The sequence below is a fragment of the Enteractinococcus helveticum genome (genome assembly GCF_020742345.1).
Lineage (GTDB): Bacteria > Actinomycetota > Actinomycetes > Actinomycetales > Micrococcaceae > Yaniella > Yaniella helvetica_A.
In genome coordinates this window covers 43,731-61,128 of sequence record NZ_DYXC01000153.1, presented here as the reverse complement: position 1 = coordinate 61,128, position 17,398 = coordinate 43,731, and the positions used below count along the sequence as shown (strand labels likewise).

Genomic DNA, 17,398 nt, shown 5'->3' with positions numbered 1-17,398 from the left:
GAGTCTCAGCAGTTTGATTCCCCGCACAGTGGGACGTTTTTTATGCGCGTGCAATTTTCTACGGATTGTTCCGTGGCCGATACGCAAACAGCCATTGCCGACGTCGTTAAACAATACGATATGCAAGCCCGGGTCTATGATGCTGCGGTAAAAACTCGTACGTTGATTATGGTGTCGAAAGATGGTCGCACCATGAATGAGCTCCTGTTCCAGCAACACGCCGGGACGCTGCCGGTGGATGTCCCAGTGATTGTGTCGAATCACTTGGATTTACAACCCATGGCCTATTTCTATGATGTGCCCTTTGTGCACATCCCGTTGATCAAACACCCCGATGGTACCGATAATAAGGCCGAGGCCGAAGCCCGGTTGATGCAGATTATCGACCAATACGACATCGAATTGGTGGTACTGGCCCGGTATATGCAAATCCTGTCTGATGAGCTCACCACCAAACTCGATGGCAAGGCCATTAATATTCATCATTCCTTTTTGCCGTCCTTTAAAGGCGCCCGGCCCTATCACCAAGCCCATGACCGCGGGGTCAAACTCATCGGAGCCACTGCCCACTACGTCACCGCCGACCTGGATGAAGGCCCGATCATTGAACAACGCGTCCAACGCGTCAACCACGCCCTCACCGCCCAAGACTTCGTCCAACGCGGCCGGGCAGTAGAAGGCGCCACCTTAGCCCAAGCCGTACAATGGCACACCGAACACCGAGTCCTCCTCGACGGCGACCGCACCGTCATCTTCGAATAACCACAGGCGCTCCGCGCCCTGCCTGATCCCAGGATCCGGTGGGAGTTCACCTTGAACTGCCACCGGATGTTTATCTGGTGACACGCTGGCCGGTCAACTAGTGACAAGGTCATATCCTGCTTTTAGGGTGACTATATGGCGATTATTAAAACTGTTTTGGGCAAAACCCCCAATATTCATGATTCCGTATTTCTGGCTGAAACCGCCGCTATTACCGGTGAAGTGACCATGGACGAAAATTCCTCAGCGTTTTACGGGGTTTCAGCCCGGGGTGACTCAGCACCCATCAGCGTCGGTGCCCGATCCAACCTCCAAGATAACGTCGTCCTGCATGCCGATGAGGGTTTCCCCTGCACTATCGGCCAAGACGTCTCCGTGGGTCACGCAGCCATTGTCCACGGTGCAACCGTCGGTGATGGCGCGCTGATCGGAATAAATGCCACCGTGCTCAATGGTGCCGTCATTGGTGCTGGTAGTCTGGTTGCGGCCAACTCATTGGTGCCCGAGGGCATGGAGATTCCACCGAACTCCCTGGTTGCCGGAGTGCCGGCCAAGATCAAACGCGAACTGAACCCAGAGCAGGTTGCCGGCCTGAAGACCAACGCCGAAGTGTACGTGCGCTTATCGGCAGCACATTTGGACGCTGAACGCATCGACTAAAACTGCGTTGGGGAGTGAGCGTCGCTGCGTTGTGTTGATTTTGTACCAATCCATGTGAACATAGGGTTATGACACAAAAGATCGTAGTTCTCCCCGTTCAAGCCGACCGCGACAATACCCCGTTTGAACACGCCCATGAAACCACCGTGGCGACGGCGGAATCGCACGGTTTTAGCATTGTCGAACCCAACGATGGCCAGGCCACCGCGATGATCGTGGTGCAGATGATCAACTCTGCGGTCATCGAGGACACGCTGGCAGCCAACCCCGGAATCACCTGGGTGCAGTTGCCTTATGCGGGGGTTGAGACCTTCTTGCCGGTGGCACGCAAATACCCTGATGTGACATTTACTTCAGCCAAAGGGTCTTATGCTCCTCCAGTGGCCGAACACGCTTTGGCACTGACCTTGGCGTTGTTGCGGCATCTGCCCGATCGCATTCGTGCCACCAGCTGGGGCACCTCCTACGGTTCGACACTCGACGGCGCCAACGTTGTTATTGTCGGCGGCGGGGGCATCGGCGAAGAACTCGTGCGCCTATTTTCCACTTGGGATACCACGATCACCGTGGTGCGACGCAGCCGGCAACCCCTGGACGGCGCAGACCACACGGTCACCGCACAGCAACTCAACGAAGTACTGCCGGCCGCCGACGTCGTCGTCATTGCGGCTGCTGCAACCCCGGAAACGAAACACATGTTCGGCACGGAACAGTTCGAGCTGATGAACGACCGTGCCGTCTTGGTTAATATTGCCCGCGGCAGCCTCATCGACACTGACGCACTCGTGACGGCACTGGCGCAGCGCAAAATTCGCTCGGCAGGCCTGGATGTGACGGATCCGGAACCACTGCCCGATGGTCACCCGTTATGGGAAGAACCCAACTGCATTATCACACCGCATACAGCTGACACTCCAGAAATGGTAATCCCGCTACTCAACGAGCGCATTGTGCGCAACCTGGACGCGCTAGCTGCCGGTGGAACTCCTGATACTCTAGAGGGCCTGATTGATGTGGAAGCCGGCTACTAAACCAGCCACTGGATGACTGTGATGAGGGATTGCCCATGATGATTTCACCGTTGCACCGCTACCTTGCCGATATGGTTGACAGTCTGCGACCGATGACGGCGGGTACCGTCAACCCGGTAACGGAAACTGCAACCCAACCCGATATTCAAAAATTTGGGATCACGCTGACAACGGTCAATGGCCAGCAATACTCATCGGGCGATGCTGACCATAAATTTGCTATCCAATCGATTGCCAAAGTCTTCGCCTACGGTCTGGCCCTGGACGATCTTGGCCCGACCCAAGTGGGTAAGAAGATCGATGTTGAGCCCTCCGGCGACCCATTCAACGAAATTTCGCTTCAACGCAATACGGGTCGCCCAGCCAATCCCATGATCAACGCCGGCGCTATTGCCACAGTGGGGCTGATCAAAGGACGCGGCGGAGTGGATCGAATTAGCAGGATCTCGCGCATCATGGATCTGGCTGCCGATGGCTCTCCCGGTCAATTAGAGATCAACCGAACGGTTTTCCACGCCGAGAACATTGCCGGCGACCGCAACCGGGCGCTGGCCTGGTTATTGCGGTCCTTTGAGATTATTGATTCGGATCCCGAACCGGTGGTCCAGGACTACTTTTTAGAATGCTCCACCGATGTGACCACAGAAAACCTGTCGATGATGGCAGCCACCCTTGCCAATAAAGGTATCAACCCGGTCACCGGGCGGGAAGTTTTCACCGAAGAAACCACCCGCCAGGTCCTAGGCGTTATGATGACCTGTGGCATGTACGACGCTGCCGGCAACTGGATGATCGACATTGGGCTGCCCGCAAAATCTGGGGTCGACGGCGGCATCATGGTGGTCGTACCAGGCCAACTGGGCATTGGCGTCTACTCGGCACCACTGGATCAACACGGCAACTCCGTGCGAGGGGCCGCAGCCATCCGCCGAGTCACCCGAGATCTCGGATTGCACTACGCTGAAGCCTCACCCCTGGGCGGGTCAACTCTGCGCGCCCACTACTCGTTGGCTGATGCATCACTGGGTGTGGTTCGTTCCACTGAGCTATCCCGGATCACCTCCCAATTTGGCGACCGCTGCCAAATTCTTGAGGTTTCCGGTGACCTAGGCTTTGCCGAAACCGAAACCATGGCACGCACCATTGTCGAAATGGACGAGGACGTCACCATGGTCGTCATCGATTTCCAGGGCGTTGATGATTTCGGCCGGGCCGCAATTCTCATACTGGCTTCGCTCACTTCCTCATGGCGTGCCTCCGGGAAAGACATTATCTTTATCGACTGGGGTGAAACACTCGTCGAGCACATCTTGGAATTTGTCAAGGTCCGCGATGATCTGGAAGTCCCCGACCCGCGAGATAAAGCAAAAGCCGCTTCGGCCGGCCAATTGGATTTCCCGTGGGACTCCGAAACACTGACCGAAAAGATCACCGGTGAATTCCGCCTCTTCGACAACCGCTCCGCTGCCCTGGAATGGGCTGAACTACGCTTAGCCCAACGGTATGCCCGCCAGATTTTACAAATCGATGATACCCCGCGTGAACCCGGGACAGCACCGGTCTTCGACTTCCTTGATGACCACGACGTCAACGTACTAGCAGGTTACATGGAGCTGCGCAGCTACACGGCCGACACCATCATCCGGCGTGTTGGCCAACCCTTCGGCGGTATTTACTTCATCCGCTCCGGTCGCGTGGAACTGGAAGCAGAAGGCCCCGGTGACACCCGCTACCGTCACGTCTATTTATCCCCCGGCTCAACCTTCGGTGAATTCGCGCTGAGCTACACGGGCCAACAACTGACCACCATTCGCGCCATCGACGATGTCGAGGTCCTCGTCCTGTCGGCTCAAACCATTGCACACATCGAAAAAACCGAGCCACACCTGGCAATCCGCTTGTGGACGGCGATAGCACGTGAAGCGTATACCGTGCTGGAACAATCCTCACGTGAGGCCGGCGCTCGTGAAGAATACGACCCAGAACAATACGAAGAACCACGCATGCGCTAATGCTCTGGTCCGCACGGTCATAACCTTCAACACAAAAACAACAGGCTCTGCGGATTCTTCAAGAATCCGCAGAGCCTGTCGTATCATGACTGCGCTTTGGGCAGCCTCAAGAACAGAACTTAGGCGCCTAGATCGTCAATAATCTTGTTCAAAGTTGCCGATGGGCGCATAACGTTGGAGGTCAGCTCATGATTGGGGTAGTAGTACCCGCCGATCGAAACCGAGGACCCTTGCACATCGTTAAGTTCCTTGACAATGGTTTCTTCGTTTTCGCGCAGTGCCTGGGCGACCGGTTTGATCGCCTCCGCCAATTCGACGTCTTCGGTCTGTTCGGCCAATGCCTCAGCCCAGTATAGTGCCAGGTAGAAGTGGGAACCGCGGTTATCCAATTCATTGACCTTACGCGATGGCGAACGACCCTCTTCCAGGTATTCCCCGGTACCGGCATCCAGCGCATCAGCCAAGACCTGGGCGCGTGAGTTATCGGTTGCAGTCGCTAAGTGTTCAAAAGACACCGCCAACGCCAAGAATTCACCCAGGGAATCCCAGCGCAGGTGGTTTTCTTCCAACAGCTGTTCAACGTGTTTTGGAGCCGAACCGCCAGCACCGGTTTCAAATAGGCCACCACCGTTGAGCAGTGGAACAATTGACAACATCTTGGCCGAAGTGCCCAATTCCAGAATTGGGAACAGGTCGGTCAGGTAGTCACGCAATACGTTACCGGACACCGAAATGGTGTCTTCGCCACGGCGCATGCGCTCAACCGTGTACTGGGTCGCACGTTCCGGGGCCATAATCTTGATTTCCAGGCCATCGGTGTCGTGCTCTGGCAGGTATGCTTTGACCTTTTCAATAATTTGGGCATCGTGAGCGCGCTCGGCGTCCAACCAGAAAATGGCCGGAGTCTGCGTTGCCCGGGCACGGGTAACGGCCAGTTTGACCCAGTCGCGAACCGGAACATCCTTGGTCTGGGTGGCGCGCCAGATATCACCGGCTTCCACCTGGTGGCTCATCAGCACGTTGCCAGCTTGATCAACGACGTCGACGGTGCCGTCTTTATCGATGATGAACGTCTTATCGTGCGACCCGTATTCTTCGGCCTTCTGGGCCATCAGACCAACGTTTGGTACGGTTCCCATGGTGGTCGGGTCATAGGCACCGTTTGCGCGGCAGTCCTCGATCACGGCCTGGAAAACACCGGCATAAGAAGAGTCAGGAATCACGGCCAGGGTGTCCTGGGTTTCGTCGTTCTTATTCCACATTTTGCCGCCGGAACGAATCATGGCCGGCATGGAAGCATCCACGATCACATCAGATGGGACGTGCAGGTTGGTGATACCACGGTGGGAGTTGACCATGGCCAAATCTGGGCCATTTTCGTAGGCGTCAGCAATTTCCTTGCGAATACCTTCGGCGACGTCGGCATCCAGCTGATCCAGGCCAGCTTCGATACCGGCCAGACCGTTATTGGCAGACAGGCCGGCAGCAGCCAACTGTGCACCGTATTTTTCAAATACCCCTGGGAAGTAGGCTTTGACGATATGACCGAAGATGACCGGGTCGGAAACCTTCATCATGGTGGCCTTCATATGCGCTGAGAACAGCACACCTTCTTCCTTGGCACGCTTGACCTGTTCGGCCAGGAAGGCGTCCAACGCTTTAGCGGACATGAAGGTCGAGTCCACAATCTCGCCCTTGAGGACCTTCAGGTCCTCCTTGAGGTTGGTGACATTGCCCTGGGCGTCGGTGTGTCGAATAGTCAGGGTGTCGTTATCTGCCAGGGTGACGGACTGTTCGTTGGAGAAGAAGTCGTTTGCACCCATCGTGGCGACGTTGGTCTTGGAATCCTTGGCCCAGTCACCCATCGAGTGCGGATTGTTTTTGGCAAAATTCTTGACGGCGCGTGGTGCACGGCGATCCGAGTTGCCTTCACGCAGCACCGGGTTCACAGCCGAGCCCATGGCGGTCGCATACCGGGCCTGGACGTCGCGTTCCTCGTCGTTGGTCACTTCGTACGGGTAGTCCGGCAGAGCGAAGCCGGCTTCTTGGAGTTCTTTGACGGCGGCAACCAGCTGCGGTACCGAGGCCGAGATGTTTGGCAGTTTGATGATGTTGGCTTCGGCTTCTTTGACGAGCTCACCGAGTTCAGCCAGGGCATCGTTGACGCGCTGATCTTCTGGTAACACGTCGTTGAAGGCGGCCAAGATACGGCCGGCCAGGGAGATATCTCGTGTTTCCAGTTCTACACCGGCCTTGGCGGCAAACGCGCGCACAATTGGCAAGAAGGATGCTGTTGCCAGAGCTGGCGCTTCGTCAGTGTAGGTGTAAATGATCTTTGACATAAATGTGTGATCTCCTCATGTTTCAAGCGCCCTGTGGTGTAAGGGCACCCCACAATTCCACCCCCTAATCTAGCTCAGATGTTTTCGCGGCCAGCATCTTTTGCCCTTTTTGGCCGGGGGTTAAGCCTGCTGCGGGATATTTTTCCATACCGATCTCCCAAATTTTCCCGCCACAGACCCCAACGGCCTGGCGGTCCCACCAGGGGGACCACCAGGCCGCAGGCGCCCTGAATGCCTCAGCTAAGCTACTGCTGACCGCCTGCCCGGCGACGCCAGACCAGTGCTGAACCGGCAGCCAGCGCCAACACGCCACCGCCGATCAGCCAGCCCAACGCAGCCGAAGCACCGGTATCGGCAAGATCTCTGCTGGAGGGCTTGCCGGAGGCCTGCTCATCGGGGTCACGTGCAGTATCATCTGCACCATCCGTGGCGGGGTCCTCGGCGCCGTCGGTGCCGTTGGTCGAATCGTCATCAGCATCGGGCTGCTGGCTGCCACCGTCAGATGTGCCATGATCGCCCGGGGTTCCACCGTTACCAGATGAGTTCTCGTCGTCGTTCTGATCTTCACCATCACCGGCCCCCTCATCGGGGTTTTCATCGTCGGTGCTTGCAGCGGTGAAGGTCATCACAGGTGATGCCACGGAACCACCAAAGTCGTCGGTGACCCTGACATACCACGAGTGCTCCCCGGCTTCACGGTCTTCCCACACGACCGATGCGGTACCTGGGGTCTCGATATCTTCGACGGTACCAATTGGGGCATCGGTCAGAACCTCTGCGGTAAACGCATCGGTGGCCAGGTGGCGTTGCGTCGATTCGATGCCCAGTTGTTCATAGGAGATGTCGAATTGCTGATCCGCATATGGGTCGTCGCCGTCTACCAGCAGCGTTGGATCATCCGAGTTGTACTGCTCCAGCGACGGCGAGTAGGTGCGCACCATCATCCGTTGGCCTTCGTTGTCGAAGTGCAATAGGCGCAAGAAGCCCTGGCCGCCTTCGGGCAGACTCTGGTAGTCGAAGAGCATCGAGGTGACGGTGCGGTCGGTTTGGCCATCGCCGTCATCGTCAAAATCATCGGTTCGGGTGTAGGCGTCATGGTAGTGCCCGGACATGACCATTGAGACGTTGGGGTTGGTGGCAACAACCTCATCCAGGATCCGCTGCGGAATCGGGCCCAATCCCCCGGTGGTCAGCATGTACTCGTGCAGGTTCACAATGCCCACGCGGTCCGGGTGCTCGGCTAGCACCTGGTTCATCCACTCGATTTCGGCATCATCAGGATCCCAGCCCATCGCAACAACAATGAAGTCGATCCCACCGGCCGAGAACAGGTAGTAGCTACCGCGGTTGTCCTCGTAGGTACCCGCGTACCAAGGGTTGTTTGCGTAGCGGTTAGCACCGAAATACTGGCTGAAGGTGGTGTAATCGACCTCGTTATTGAGCACCACGTCGTGGTTGCCGGCCAAAATGGAGTACGGCAGGCCGGCGTCATCGAGGCGCTGATATTCTGGGTCTGCGTTTTCCCACTGGTAGGCCTTATCTTTTTCATCAATGACGTCGCCGGTGTGGAATAAAAACTGGATGTTTTTATTTTCACGTTCGGCCAGCACGTAGTCGTGAATGGCGGTCTGGTGGTGTGGGAAGTCTTCGTTGTAGTACTGGGTGTCGGATTCCCATGCGAAAGTGAAATCATATTCGGAACGCGCAACGTCGTCGGCATGAGCCGGTTGCACTGTGGAGTCACGCGTGGTGAAATCTTGACCGGCAAATCCGTCGGAGTGTTGGACCAATACGGTCACGGTGCCATCCTCGGCGTACTGGTCAGCATCGATAACGCCGTTGAGGCTGAAGGTTTCAGCTCCTGTGGATGCTGTCAGGGCTTGGTGGACGGCGGCGGCAATACCGCGGGTTGCCTTATCCGACTGACCGGTCACGTGGCGGTCGATTTCATCCCAACCGCTGCCATCAGTGGGCAGAGCATAGAGTGCCACCTGCGCATCGGTTTCGGCACTGCCCTGCCAGTTCAGGCGTACTTGCGAACCATTAACTGCGTCGTCGGGCACGTCGACTTCAAATAATTTGTATGGGAACTTGCTGTCGGATTCGACTTGCACATCCAGACCGTCCAAGGTGGTGATGGCTTCGATGTCTTCGTCGCTGAGCGGTTGTGCTTCGGCGCGTTGTAGCGTTGCAGCATCGGTGACGCTGCCGGAGCTCGCCCGAACCTCCTCCGAGGCGAAGCTTGGGCGCAGTCCCCCATAGAAGGTGGCGTCAACACTGTCGCCGCTGGGGTCATCAACTTCGGCGGATAATTCCACATCGCCGGGCTCAACTGTGGCGTCATCACTTGGCGTCAATTCGCCAAGCGTTGGGTGTTCTTCCGGGGTGCTAAACGTGACCGTCTGGTTGGATTCGTTGCCTAGCTCATCGGTTGCGGTGACCTCAAATGTGTGTTCTCCGGCCTCCAGTGCTACCGACGAGGTTGCATAGGGCAGCTCAATTTCTTCGCCATCCAGGGTGGCGGCCACATTGGCAACACCGGCTCCGGCATCCTGAGCTGTGGCGTCCAGGGTGAACTCACCGCGGGCTGGTTGGTCATGTGCCACACCGGTAATGTCGATCTGTGGTCCGGTGTTATCTACCTGCACGTTGCGCGTGACGCTGTGATCACCATCAGCCAGCGAAGCGGTTATGGTGTGGTCGCCATCGTCACTGGTAGTGGTATCCCAGTGGTGGGCGGCACCGGTGAAGGCATCATCGGGAATGTCGAATTGGGCGTCGTAGAATTCTAGTTTGCCCGCGCTATCGCCCATGTCCATCCAGGCTTGTGGGTCTTCCAGTCCGGCTGGTGTCAGGGTGCGGCCATCCGGTAGGATCAGGCGCGGGTTGCGAATGCGGAAGTCGTCATTATTTTCGTCTGGGTCAATTTCCGGGGCGGCTTTGGTGCCCGCATAAATTGAGAGGGTGACTTCACGGTCGTCGGTAATGTACTCCAGCGGCACCGATGTCGAAATAGTTTCAACGTTCTGGTAGGTGCCTTTATCGAAGATTTCCAGGATGTCGTCACCGGCCAGTACACCGTTGCGGAAATACGCATCCGTTTGCGTGACTTCAAAGGCGAAAACCGGTTCGGCTTCCAGGGAGGCTTCCGTTTCAACGGTTTGGCCATCGATGGAAACGTCCACTTGGTCGTCAACCGACTCCGATGCACCAATGATGGCGGTGGTGCCCGACACCCATTGATCTTCTTCCAGATTGAGCCGCACCGGCGCATCGTTTACTGACTCGGCGGTGACACGCTGGGTTTCGGTGGTGATGTTATTGGTGCCGTCTGACACCGTAAACGAATAGTCATACCAGCGTTTGCCCGTCAGGTCTGCTTCGGGCACTTCGTAGGTGTAGGTGTCGTCGTCCCCTGCTCGCAGCACGATCTGTTCGACGGTCTCGTGGGCGTTGGACTGTAGGTTGAGTGTGACGCTTTTGACCTGAACGTCGTCGGTAATGCGCGCGGTGAAGGCCAGGCCCTCATCCGGGTTGATGGTATCGGTGGTGTTATCTTCAACCTGCGGAGCGGACTGGTCGGCGGGCAGCTGCACTGCCGTTTCAGGCGTCTGTGCGGGATGCAGCGCACCCGGCGTCGGATCGGCGCTGCCCCACAGCTGTTGGTTTTGCAGATCGTTTTCGTCAACACCGAAGTACAGGCCCTGATCGGTCTGCACATCACGGTCGCCGTTCATATTGTAATACCCGGTGTTAATGGCAAAGCCGGTATTGGTTTCAATCTGAATACCGCGAGCGCTGCCGTTGGCCATCCCGCCGGCATAAATTTCGGCCAGCGTTTCACCGAGTACCAGATCAGTGCCATAGAAGGCGTTGAAATCCTCGGCGGTTAGATCATTATTAGCACCATTTTTGATCCAGTAAACCAGGGTTTGGCCGGGTTCAATGACGACGTCGGACGGCGTTGACGCCCAGAGCGCGTTGCTGCCGGAATCTGGATACAGGTAATTGATCGTGTAGTCGGCCATCGAGATTGGCGTATCTGTCGGGTTGGCAATCTCGATGAACTCGTAGCCGTCGGATCCGCCAACGTTGCTGGAGTCCACAACCAATTCGGTCAGTATCAGTTGTGCGGCGGTGGCGGGTGACTGACGGTCACCAAAAGGGTCGGTTGGATCTTCAGGTTCCTCCGGTTGCTCAGGTGCTTCCGGCTCTTGTGGTTCAACCGGTTCCGGGCTGAGCTGCTCCTCACGTACCTGGCCCGGGGTTGGGGCGGCTTGTTGGGTCAACACGACACGGGAGGGCTGGTCGCCGGTGATGGCTCTGCCAAACTCGACGCCCTGCTGAACACCTGCCGAACCCTTGGGGTAAAACGACCAACTGTCCACTTCACCGTTTTGCAACACGCGGATACCGCGATCGCCACCGTTGGCCATGCCACCTTGGCCTTCAATCCGTACAATGCGCGCGTCATTGTCGTCAGCCATGTCATAAAATGCACGGAAGTCATCAACGCTGTAGGCATAGGAATCTACCGTGTCATTGGCATAGCTCAGCCACATGATGACAGTCTCGCCGGGGGCCAGTACCACTGGGGATTCATCTTTATTGATGGTCAGTGGGACATCGCGACTCTGGTCGGCCGAATCCTCATAGCTGTAGGCAAAGCTGTAACCGGCTTCGTCCAGGTTGATGGCTTCATCAGACGCGTTGTGAATTTCGAAGTATTCGTAATGATCGTACCCGGTGGTATCGGGAAGAATTTCCGTCACGACCAGCCCTGACGGCTGCTGTTGAACGTCGTGAACGGTGGTTTGCAGGGAAACTGGCATAGCCGCTGCCGAAGACATAGCAAACGGTGCCAGTGCGACCAGGCATGCCGCGCTGAGCGCGGTGACCCGGCCACCCAGTGATTTTTCAGGCATTAATAATGACCCTTCTACGATAGGTAAGTGAGAAAGCCGCTGTCAGGCGGACCTTCCACACCGTAAAGTAGTCAGGCAAACACCGGGTGACATGGGCGTTGACAAATGTTCACACACCATTCAGTTGTATGAATTTCGTCACGCACACGCATTGGGTTGGGTTTTCAACAGTGGTTGTCCGGGCACCATTTCATAGGGGTTAACAGGATGCCTTTATCGGGCGGAATATCGTGAGAGCTGCTCTTTGGTGCCGGATTCTGTCGGGTTCTAGATGCCCAGAATAGTTTTGGCGATGAGGAAATACACGATCAGCCCCAGGGCATCAACGACCGTGGAGATAAACGGGTTAGAAAACACTGCCGGGTCGACACCGATCTTGGAGGCAATCAGCGGCATAACGGACCCAACCGAGGCCGCCAAAGTACAGATGACCACGAGCGTGGTGCCAATCACCGCCCCGATGCCCAGGTCCCACACCAGCGAGGCGCCAATGAACCCGATTGACCCAAGTACCACCCCGAGGGTGAGCCCCACGAGTGCCTCGCGCCCCACGACGCGAACCAGGTCGCGCGTGGTGACCTGGGATAGCGCGATGGCGCGCGTCACCGTGGTGGCCGCCTGATTTCCGGTGTTACCACCGGTGCCGGTCAGCAACGGGACAAACAGTGTCAGCACGACCATCGCGGCCAGGGTGTCTTCAAAGTAATCCAGCACCTGGACGGTCAACACCGCGCCGATTCCTAAGACCAACAGCCAGACAATACGGGATTTGACCAGTTGCATGATCGAGGTTGATAAGTACGGCTGTCCGAGGGGTTCGGCACCACCGGAGCGGAAGGTATCTTCGGATTCTTCTTCTTCCAGAATCAGCTGTGCGTCGGCAACCGTGAGCATTCCGATCAGGCGCTCGGCGTCGTCGACCACCGGGAGTGCTTGGACGCGGTCGTGGACGACAGTACGAGCGGTATCTTCGACGTCGGCATGCACCGACACCGTTTCGGTGGGTTCCATGATGTCTTCAATGAGCTCATCGGGCTCGGCGCGCACCAGACGGGGCAGGTGCACCAGGCCAAGCACTTTGTGGGTGGAAGAACCCACGGGTAGTACCGTCAGGTTGTCCACCTCGGCGGCGGGCACAGTCACATCGCGAATAATATTCAAGGCCGTGGCAGCCGACATGTCGGGTGCCAATTCTTGTGGTACCACCGACATGCGACGTCCTACGGAGTCTTCCGGGTAGCCCAGTACCTTTGCGGCTGCCGCTCGTTCGGCGTGTCCCAGACTGGCCAATAAGCGTTGGGCTACTTCGGCTGGAACCTCATCGACCAGCCGGGCCTGGGTGGACGATTGCAGCTGCGAGAACAGGTCCCGGGTGTGCTCATCTGCCAGCCCATCGATCAGATCAGACTGTAACGAGGGCTCCATATTGCCGAACACTTCGACGGCAACGTCCTTGTCCAGCAGTCGAAAGGCCACCGGCATCAGGCCGGGTGGAGTGCGGTCCAACAGGCGCTCAACCGAGGCGACCCGCATGCTGCGCAGAATATCTGCTGCGGCCGCGTATTCTTTGTCCCGCAACAGATCCCAGAGTTCTTCTTCCAGCTCGGCAAGCGTGACTTCCTGCGACTTGGGATCTGACATAGGTCCCCCTGGGGTTGTGGGTAAAAAGGTCGGCGTGGTGTTTATCCGTGGTAGAAGTGGCGTGTTCCACCCGTGAGATACATGGTGATACCCGCGGCTTTGGCGGCCTCGATGACTTGGTCATCACGCATAGATCCCCCGGGTTGGACGACGGCGCGCACTCCGGCGTCGATGAGGATTTGCAGTCCGTCGGCGAATGGGAAGAACGCATCAGAGGCGGCAACCGAACCGGTCGCGCGGTCTGGTGCATCAGCGCCGTCAACGTTTTGTGCACCACCCGGGGCTGAGACGTCTTGGGCACCGGTTGCCGCGGCACCTAAGGTGTTGGCGCGCTCAATGGCCAATCGGCAAGAGTCCAGGCGGTTCACCTGGCCCATCCCAATGCCCACGGCGGCCTGGTGTGCGGCCAGCAGAATCGCATTGGATTTCGGTGCGCGCACAGCCTGCCAGGCAAACACCAAATCGCGCATCGTTTCTTCATCGGCGGGTTCGCCAGCCACCAGTTCCCAGTGCGCTGGGTTGTCGCCGGGAGCCTGGTACATGTCGGCGGCTTGGACCAGCATGCCACCGGAAATCTGTTTGAACTCTTTGGTGTCGAGTGCAAAATCGTCCGGCAGTTGCAGCAGTCGAATGTTCTTCTTCGCGGTCAAAATTTCCAGTGCCTCGGGAGTGAAGGCCGGTGCGACGACGACTTCGGTGAAGATGTCTTTGACCTGCTCAGCCATGGCCGCAGACACCGGACGGTTGGCGGCGATCACTCCGCCGAAGGCCGAAACCGGGTCGGTGGCATGTGCCTTGGCGTGGGCATCGGCGATGGCATCTTGGGCATCAGCCGAGGCCACCGCCAGGCCACATGGGTTGGCGTGTTTGATCACGGCCACGGCCGGATCCGTGAAGGTAAAAGCGGCGCGGATGGCGGCATCGGCGTCAACATAGTTATTAAAGCTCATCGCTTTGCCGTGTAGCAGTTTCGCCTGGGCGACGCCGGGGTTGGGTGTTGTGGCGGTGGTGTAGAGCGCTGCGGGTTGGTGCGGGTTTTCGCCATAACGCAGGGTTTCTTTCAGCTCCAGCGCCTGCCCGGCATAAGCGGGGTGTTCGGCGTCATCAATTTGTTCGGACATCCAGGTGGCCACTGCGGTGTCGTAGGAGGCGGTGTGGGCAAAAGCTTCCACTGCCAAGCGCTGGCGCTGTGCCAAGGTGAATCCACCGTTGGCTACGGCGGTCAAAATCTCGTGGTAGGCCTCAGGGTTGGTCACTATGGCAACCGAGCCGTGATTTTTAGCGGTAGCACGCACCATGGTGGGGCCACCGATATCGATTTGTTCAATGGCTTCCGGCTGGGTGGCCCCCGACGCAACGGTTTGAACAAATGGGTACAGGTTAACAACGACCAGATCAAACGGGGCGATATCGTGTTCGGCCAACTGGGCCATATGATCGTCCACGTTCTTATCGGCCAGGATGCCGGAGTGAATAAATGGGTGCAAGGTTTTGACACGCCCGCCCAGCACTTCTGGGAACCCGGTGACCTGTGCAACTTCGGTAACTGGCACACCGGCGGCCTGGATCATTGCAGCAGTGGAGCCGGTCGAGACGATTTCCACCCCGGCTGAGGCCAGGCCCTGGGCCAATTCGGCCAGTCCGGTCTTATCGTAAACCGACACGAGGGCGCGTTTTACCGGGATTTGATCCAGCTGGGTGGTCACTAGGGTGCTCCTTTGGCAGGTTGTCTTGATCACCGGCAACCGGTGAAGTCTCCTCGCGTCATTCTAGCGCGGTTTAGCATACGGCCGGACGAGTTGTTCAGGTGTGGTGTTTGCGGCCAGGCGCGCCAGATTTTCCAGCAGCATCTGACGTTCGGCGACCTTAATTTTTTCGTGCAGGCTCGTTTCGTCGTCGTCGGGCGAAATGGCCACGGCCCGCTGGTCCAAAATCGGTCCGGTATCCACCCCGGCGTCGACAATATGCAATGTTGTTCCGGTGACGACCACACCGGCATCCAGCGCATCAGCCACCGCGTGAGCTCCAGGAAAGGACGGCAACAGGGCCGGGTGTGTGTTGATGAACCGCCCGGCAAACCGGGTGATGAACTCTTCCCCCACAATGCGCATCAGCCCCGATGACAACACAATGTCTGGCTGGTAGGTCGCAACCTGTTCTGTCAGCGCCGTCGTCCAGGCCGACCGGGAGTCATAGGCGGCGTAGTCAACGACGAATGTTTCGATCCCGGCCGCTTCGGCACGAGTCAGCCCGTAGGCATCGGCGATGTCGGAGCCTGCGGCGACAATGTCGACCTCGAGCTGGCCGGCAGCAACAGCATCGATGATGGTTTGAAAATTGGATCCGGATCCGGAGAGTAAAACGACCAAGCGCATACGCTCTAGTGTAGGGAAATAATGGATGCACTTCAGGTGATTGGTCGTACATGTTGTGTCAGCAAGATAACCTTATTGTGAACCAATGAAAAACCCCACTAGTGGACGCCAGATCGCCAACGGTATTTTGTGGCTGGTGGCCGCGCTGGTGGCCTCGATGTGGATGCCCCGGCTGGACTCCGACTCTATGACGGGGCTGTGGGATTAATCTTTGGCGGGTTTTGCCCAGCGGAATGCGCCGTGGCGCAGTGGGGCCAGCGCGTAGCCAAGGGCCGAGCCAATACCAATGTGCGCGGCAAATAGTCCGGCGGCTAGCAGGGGCGGCGCACCGATGGTTGTCAATGTTCCAATTGCCCAGGAGCCACCCGAGATCGCCATAATACCCAAACACAGCACACCTGCACTCACCCCGATGCACACACCGGTTAGCAACACGCCAACGGTAATGGCGGTGGGCTGATGTGGAATTTTGCCGACGACGAAGTCCTCCAAGTGGTTTTCACCGGTACTAAAGAACCACCAACCGGCCACAATGCCCGCCAGTAAGAGTAACAACAGCAGCCACCAGTGTTCCTGAAGTGCCTGTTGTGTGGGGATGGCCGAAAAGATTGGCAATGCCGGCTGATCGCCGGGCAGGGTTCCCGCCGGGGAGACTTCAACGGTGCCGATGTGAAAGCCTGCGCCAGTCAGGTAACTCAGGGTCCAGGCTGCGACATTGGGCAGCACCAGTATCTGCAGCATGGTGATAACGAACCCACCCAAGATGCCGGCGTCCAAGCGCTGATACACATCGGTGACGTCTGCCCAGTGCATGCCGATTTGCACCGTGAGCACAATCGAGGCGATGGCCCAGGCTCCGGCCACCGCGATTATCGCGGCACGAATGAGCGCCCACACATAGTGCCAGAAATTTCGGGCGGCATCCGATAGCCGATCAACCCTGCCACCGATATATTCACGCAGCGGGAGGCGGAAGTATCCCAGTACTCCCCACGCGTAGCCAAGAAGAAAGACCACCGCGGGAATCGTCACCGTCAAGGTGATATTCATCACGACAGTGTCAAGGCTGACCAGTGTTTTAGTCCCCCACACAAAAAACGTAAACGCCGCAACGGCCCCCAGCGTGGGCTGCCATAGGGTCCGCAATGTGGAGGCTTTTGCTAACCGGATTCCGACCCGGCGTGCGAGCAATAACCAGACCAGCAATAAACCCAGCGGGATGAACCACCAGGTTCCCACGGGTTCTTGGGTGTCGACACTGACCAAATCTAGGGGCACCCCAAAACTGGAGAACCAGATGTAGGCGCCGACGGCACCGGCATCACCTAACGGCATGGAAGCAAAGGCTCCGGTGATCCACATGATGGCTAAGGGCACCACAATGATGGCAGCCCCAATGAAGGCAGCTGCCAGCGCTTCCACGATGCCTTGTAACCACAGGGGCATAGGGAAAGATTTTGGTTCCGGTGGTGTGTTGGTCATGATCTCCTATCGTGCCACTAGATGTGCCTGCCATGGCTTATTGGCACGACCTGGCACCCAGTGTGATCGATATTTGCAAGATGTTGTGCAACGTTGCAACACTGACAGCAGTTTTCCCCTAAGATTATTGCGGAAGAAGACAACGGTTGTCTCAGGTGTCAGCCGTGT

General features: G+C 57.5%; 11 protein-coding genes. 5 read left to right on the top strand and 6 right to left on the bottom strand.

What is annotated here, in order from left to right; genetic code table 11:
* From K8V32_RS13430 to glsA, 4 genes are all read left to right on the top strand, one after another.
* Window positions 1–762: formyltetrahydrofolate deformylase (locus K8V32_RS13430; RefSeq protein ID WP_303908512.1), on the top strand; the 762-nt coding region annotated here is incomplete at its 5' end.
* Between the two features lie 135 nt (window positions 763–897).
* The gene (locus K8V32_RS13425; protein ID WP_303908511.1) at window positions 898–1,422 is read left to right on the top strand and encodes a gamma carbonic anhydrase family protein; all 525 of its coding nucleotides are present in this window, start codon (window positions 898–900) and stop codon (window positions 1,420–1,422) included.
* Window positions 1,423–1,490: 68 nt separating this feature from the next.
* Window positions 1,491–2,453 (top strand): NAD(P)-dependent oxidoreductase, encoded by a 963-nt coding sequence (locus K8V32_RS13420; RefSeq protein ID WP_303908508.1) that lies wholly within the window; start codon window positions 1,491–1,493, stop codon window positions 2,451–2,453.
* Window positions 2,454–2,488: 35 nt separating this feature from the next.
* On the top strand, window positions 2,489–4,465 hold the full coding sequence (gene glsA / locus K8V32_RS13415; RefSeq protein WP_303908505.1) for a glutaminase A: 1,977 nt from the start codon (window positions 2,489–2,491) through the stop codon (window positions 4,463–4,465).
* 119 nt (window positions 4,466–4,584) lie between these two features.
* Here glsA and K8V32_RS13410 read toward each other — a convergent pair whose 3' ends face one another.
* The 5 genes from K8V32_RS13410 to purN form a co-directional block, all read right to left on the bottom strand.
* Window positions 4,585–6,807 (bottom strand): NADP-dependent isocitrate dehydrogenase, encoded by a 2,223-nt coding sequence (locus K8V32_RS13410; RefSeq protein ID WP_303908502.1) that lies wholly within the window; start codon window positions 6,805–6,807, stop codon window positions 4,585–4,587.
* A gap of 245 nt (window positions 6,808–7,052) precedes the next feature.
* Entirely contained in the window at window positions 7,053–11,732 is a 4,680-nt protein-coding gene (locus tag K8V32_RS13405; protein ID WP_303908499.1) for a lamin tail domain-containing protein, read from the bottom strand.
* A gap of 267 nt (window positions 11,733–11,999) precedes the next feature.
* Complete coding sequence (mgtE, locus tag K8V32_RS13400; RefSeq protein WP_303908496.1) at window positions 12,000–13,373, bottom strand: magnesium transporter; 1,374 nt, start codon at window positions 13,371–13,373, stop codon at window positions 12,000–12,002.
* A gap of 41 nt (window positions 13,374–13,414) precedes the next feature.
* Entirely contained in the window at window positions 13,415–15,079 is a 1,665-nt protein-coding gene (gene purH, locus K8V32_RS13395; RefSeq protein ID WP_303908491.1) for a bifunctional phosphoribosylaminoimidazolecarboxamide formyltransferase/IMP cyclohydrolase, read from the bottom strand.
* Between the two features lie 63 nt (window positions 15,080–15,142).
* Window positions 15,143–15,748, bottom strand: a complete 606-nt coding sequence (gene purN, locus K8V32_RS13390; protein ID WP_303908488.1) for a phosphoribosylglycinamide formyltransferase — start codon at window positions 15,746–15,748, stop codon at window positions 15,143–15,145.
* A gap of 85 nt (window positions 15,749–15,833) precedes the next feature.
* Between purN and K8V32_RS13385 the strand changes: the two genes are divergently transcribed.
* Window positions 15,834–15,956 carry a hypothetical protein gene (locus K8V32_RS13385; protein ID WP_303908485.1) on the top strand — a complete coding sequence of 41 codons (123 nt, stop codon included), beginning with the start codon at window positions 15,834–15,836 and terminating at the stop codon, window positions 15,954–15,956.
* Here the strand turns inward: K8V32_RS13385 and K8V32_RS13380 are convergent.
* A complete protein-coding gene (locus tag K8V32_RS13380) occupies window positions 15,953–17,230 on the bottom strand; it encodes a cell division protein PerM (protein WP_303908482.1) in 1,278 nt (425 codons plus the stop codon). The two genes, K8V32_RS13385 and K8V32_RS13380, sit on opposite strands and share 4 nt — an antisense overlap.
* Window positions 17,231–17,398: the final 168 nt, after the last annotated feature.

Excerpts from the sequence above, each read along its gene's own strand:
- mgtE (WP_303908496.1), bottom strand. The coding sequence starts at position 13,373 with ATGTCAGATCCCAAGTCGCAGGAAGTCACGCTTGCCGAGCTGGAAGAA.
- K8V32_RS13410 (WP_303908502.1), bottom strand. The coding sequence starts at position 6,807 with ATGTCAAAGATCATTTACACCTACACTGACGAAGCGCCAGCTCTGGCA.
- K8V32_RS13425 (WP_303908511.1), top strand. The coding sequence starts at position 898 with ATGGCGATTATTAAAACTGTTTTGGGCAAAACCCCCAATATTCATGAT.
- K8V32_RS13420 (WP_303908508.1), top strand. The coding sequence starts at position 1,491 with ATGACACAAAAGATCGTAGTTCTCCCCGTTCAAGCCGACCGCGACAAT.
- K8V32_RS13380 (WP_303908482.1), bottom strand. The coding sequence starts at position 17,230 with ATGACCAACACACCACCGGAACCAAAATCTTTCCCTATGCCCCTGTGG.
- glsA (WP_303908505.1), top strand. The coding sequence starts at position 2,489 with ATGATGATTTCACCGTTGCACCGCTACCTTGCCGATATGGTTGACAGT.
- purN (WP_303908488.1), bottom strand. The coding sequence starts at position 15,748 with ATGCGCTTGGTCGTTTTACTCTCCGGATCCGGATCCAATTTTCAAACC.
- K8V32_RS13385 (WP_303908485.1), top strand. The coding sequence starts at position 15,834 with ATGAAAAACCCCACTAGTGGACGCCAGATCGCCAACGGTATTTTGTGG.
- K8V32_RS13405 (WP_303908499.1), bottom strand. The coding sequence starts at position 11,732 with ATGCCTGAAAAATCACTGGGTGGCCGGGTCACCGCGCTCAGCGCGGCA.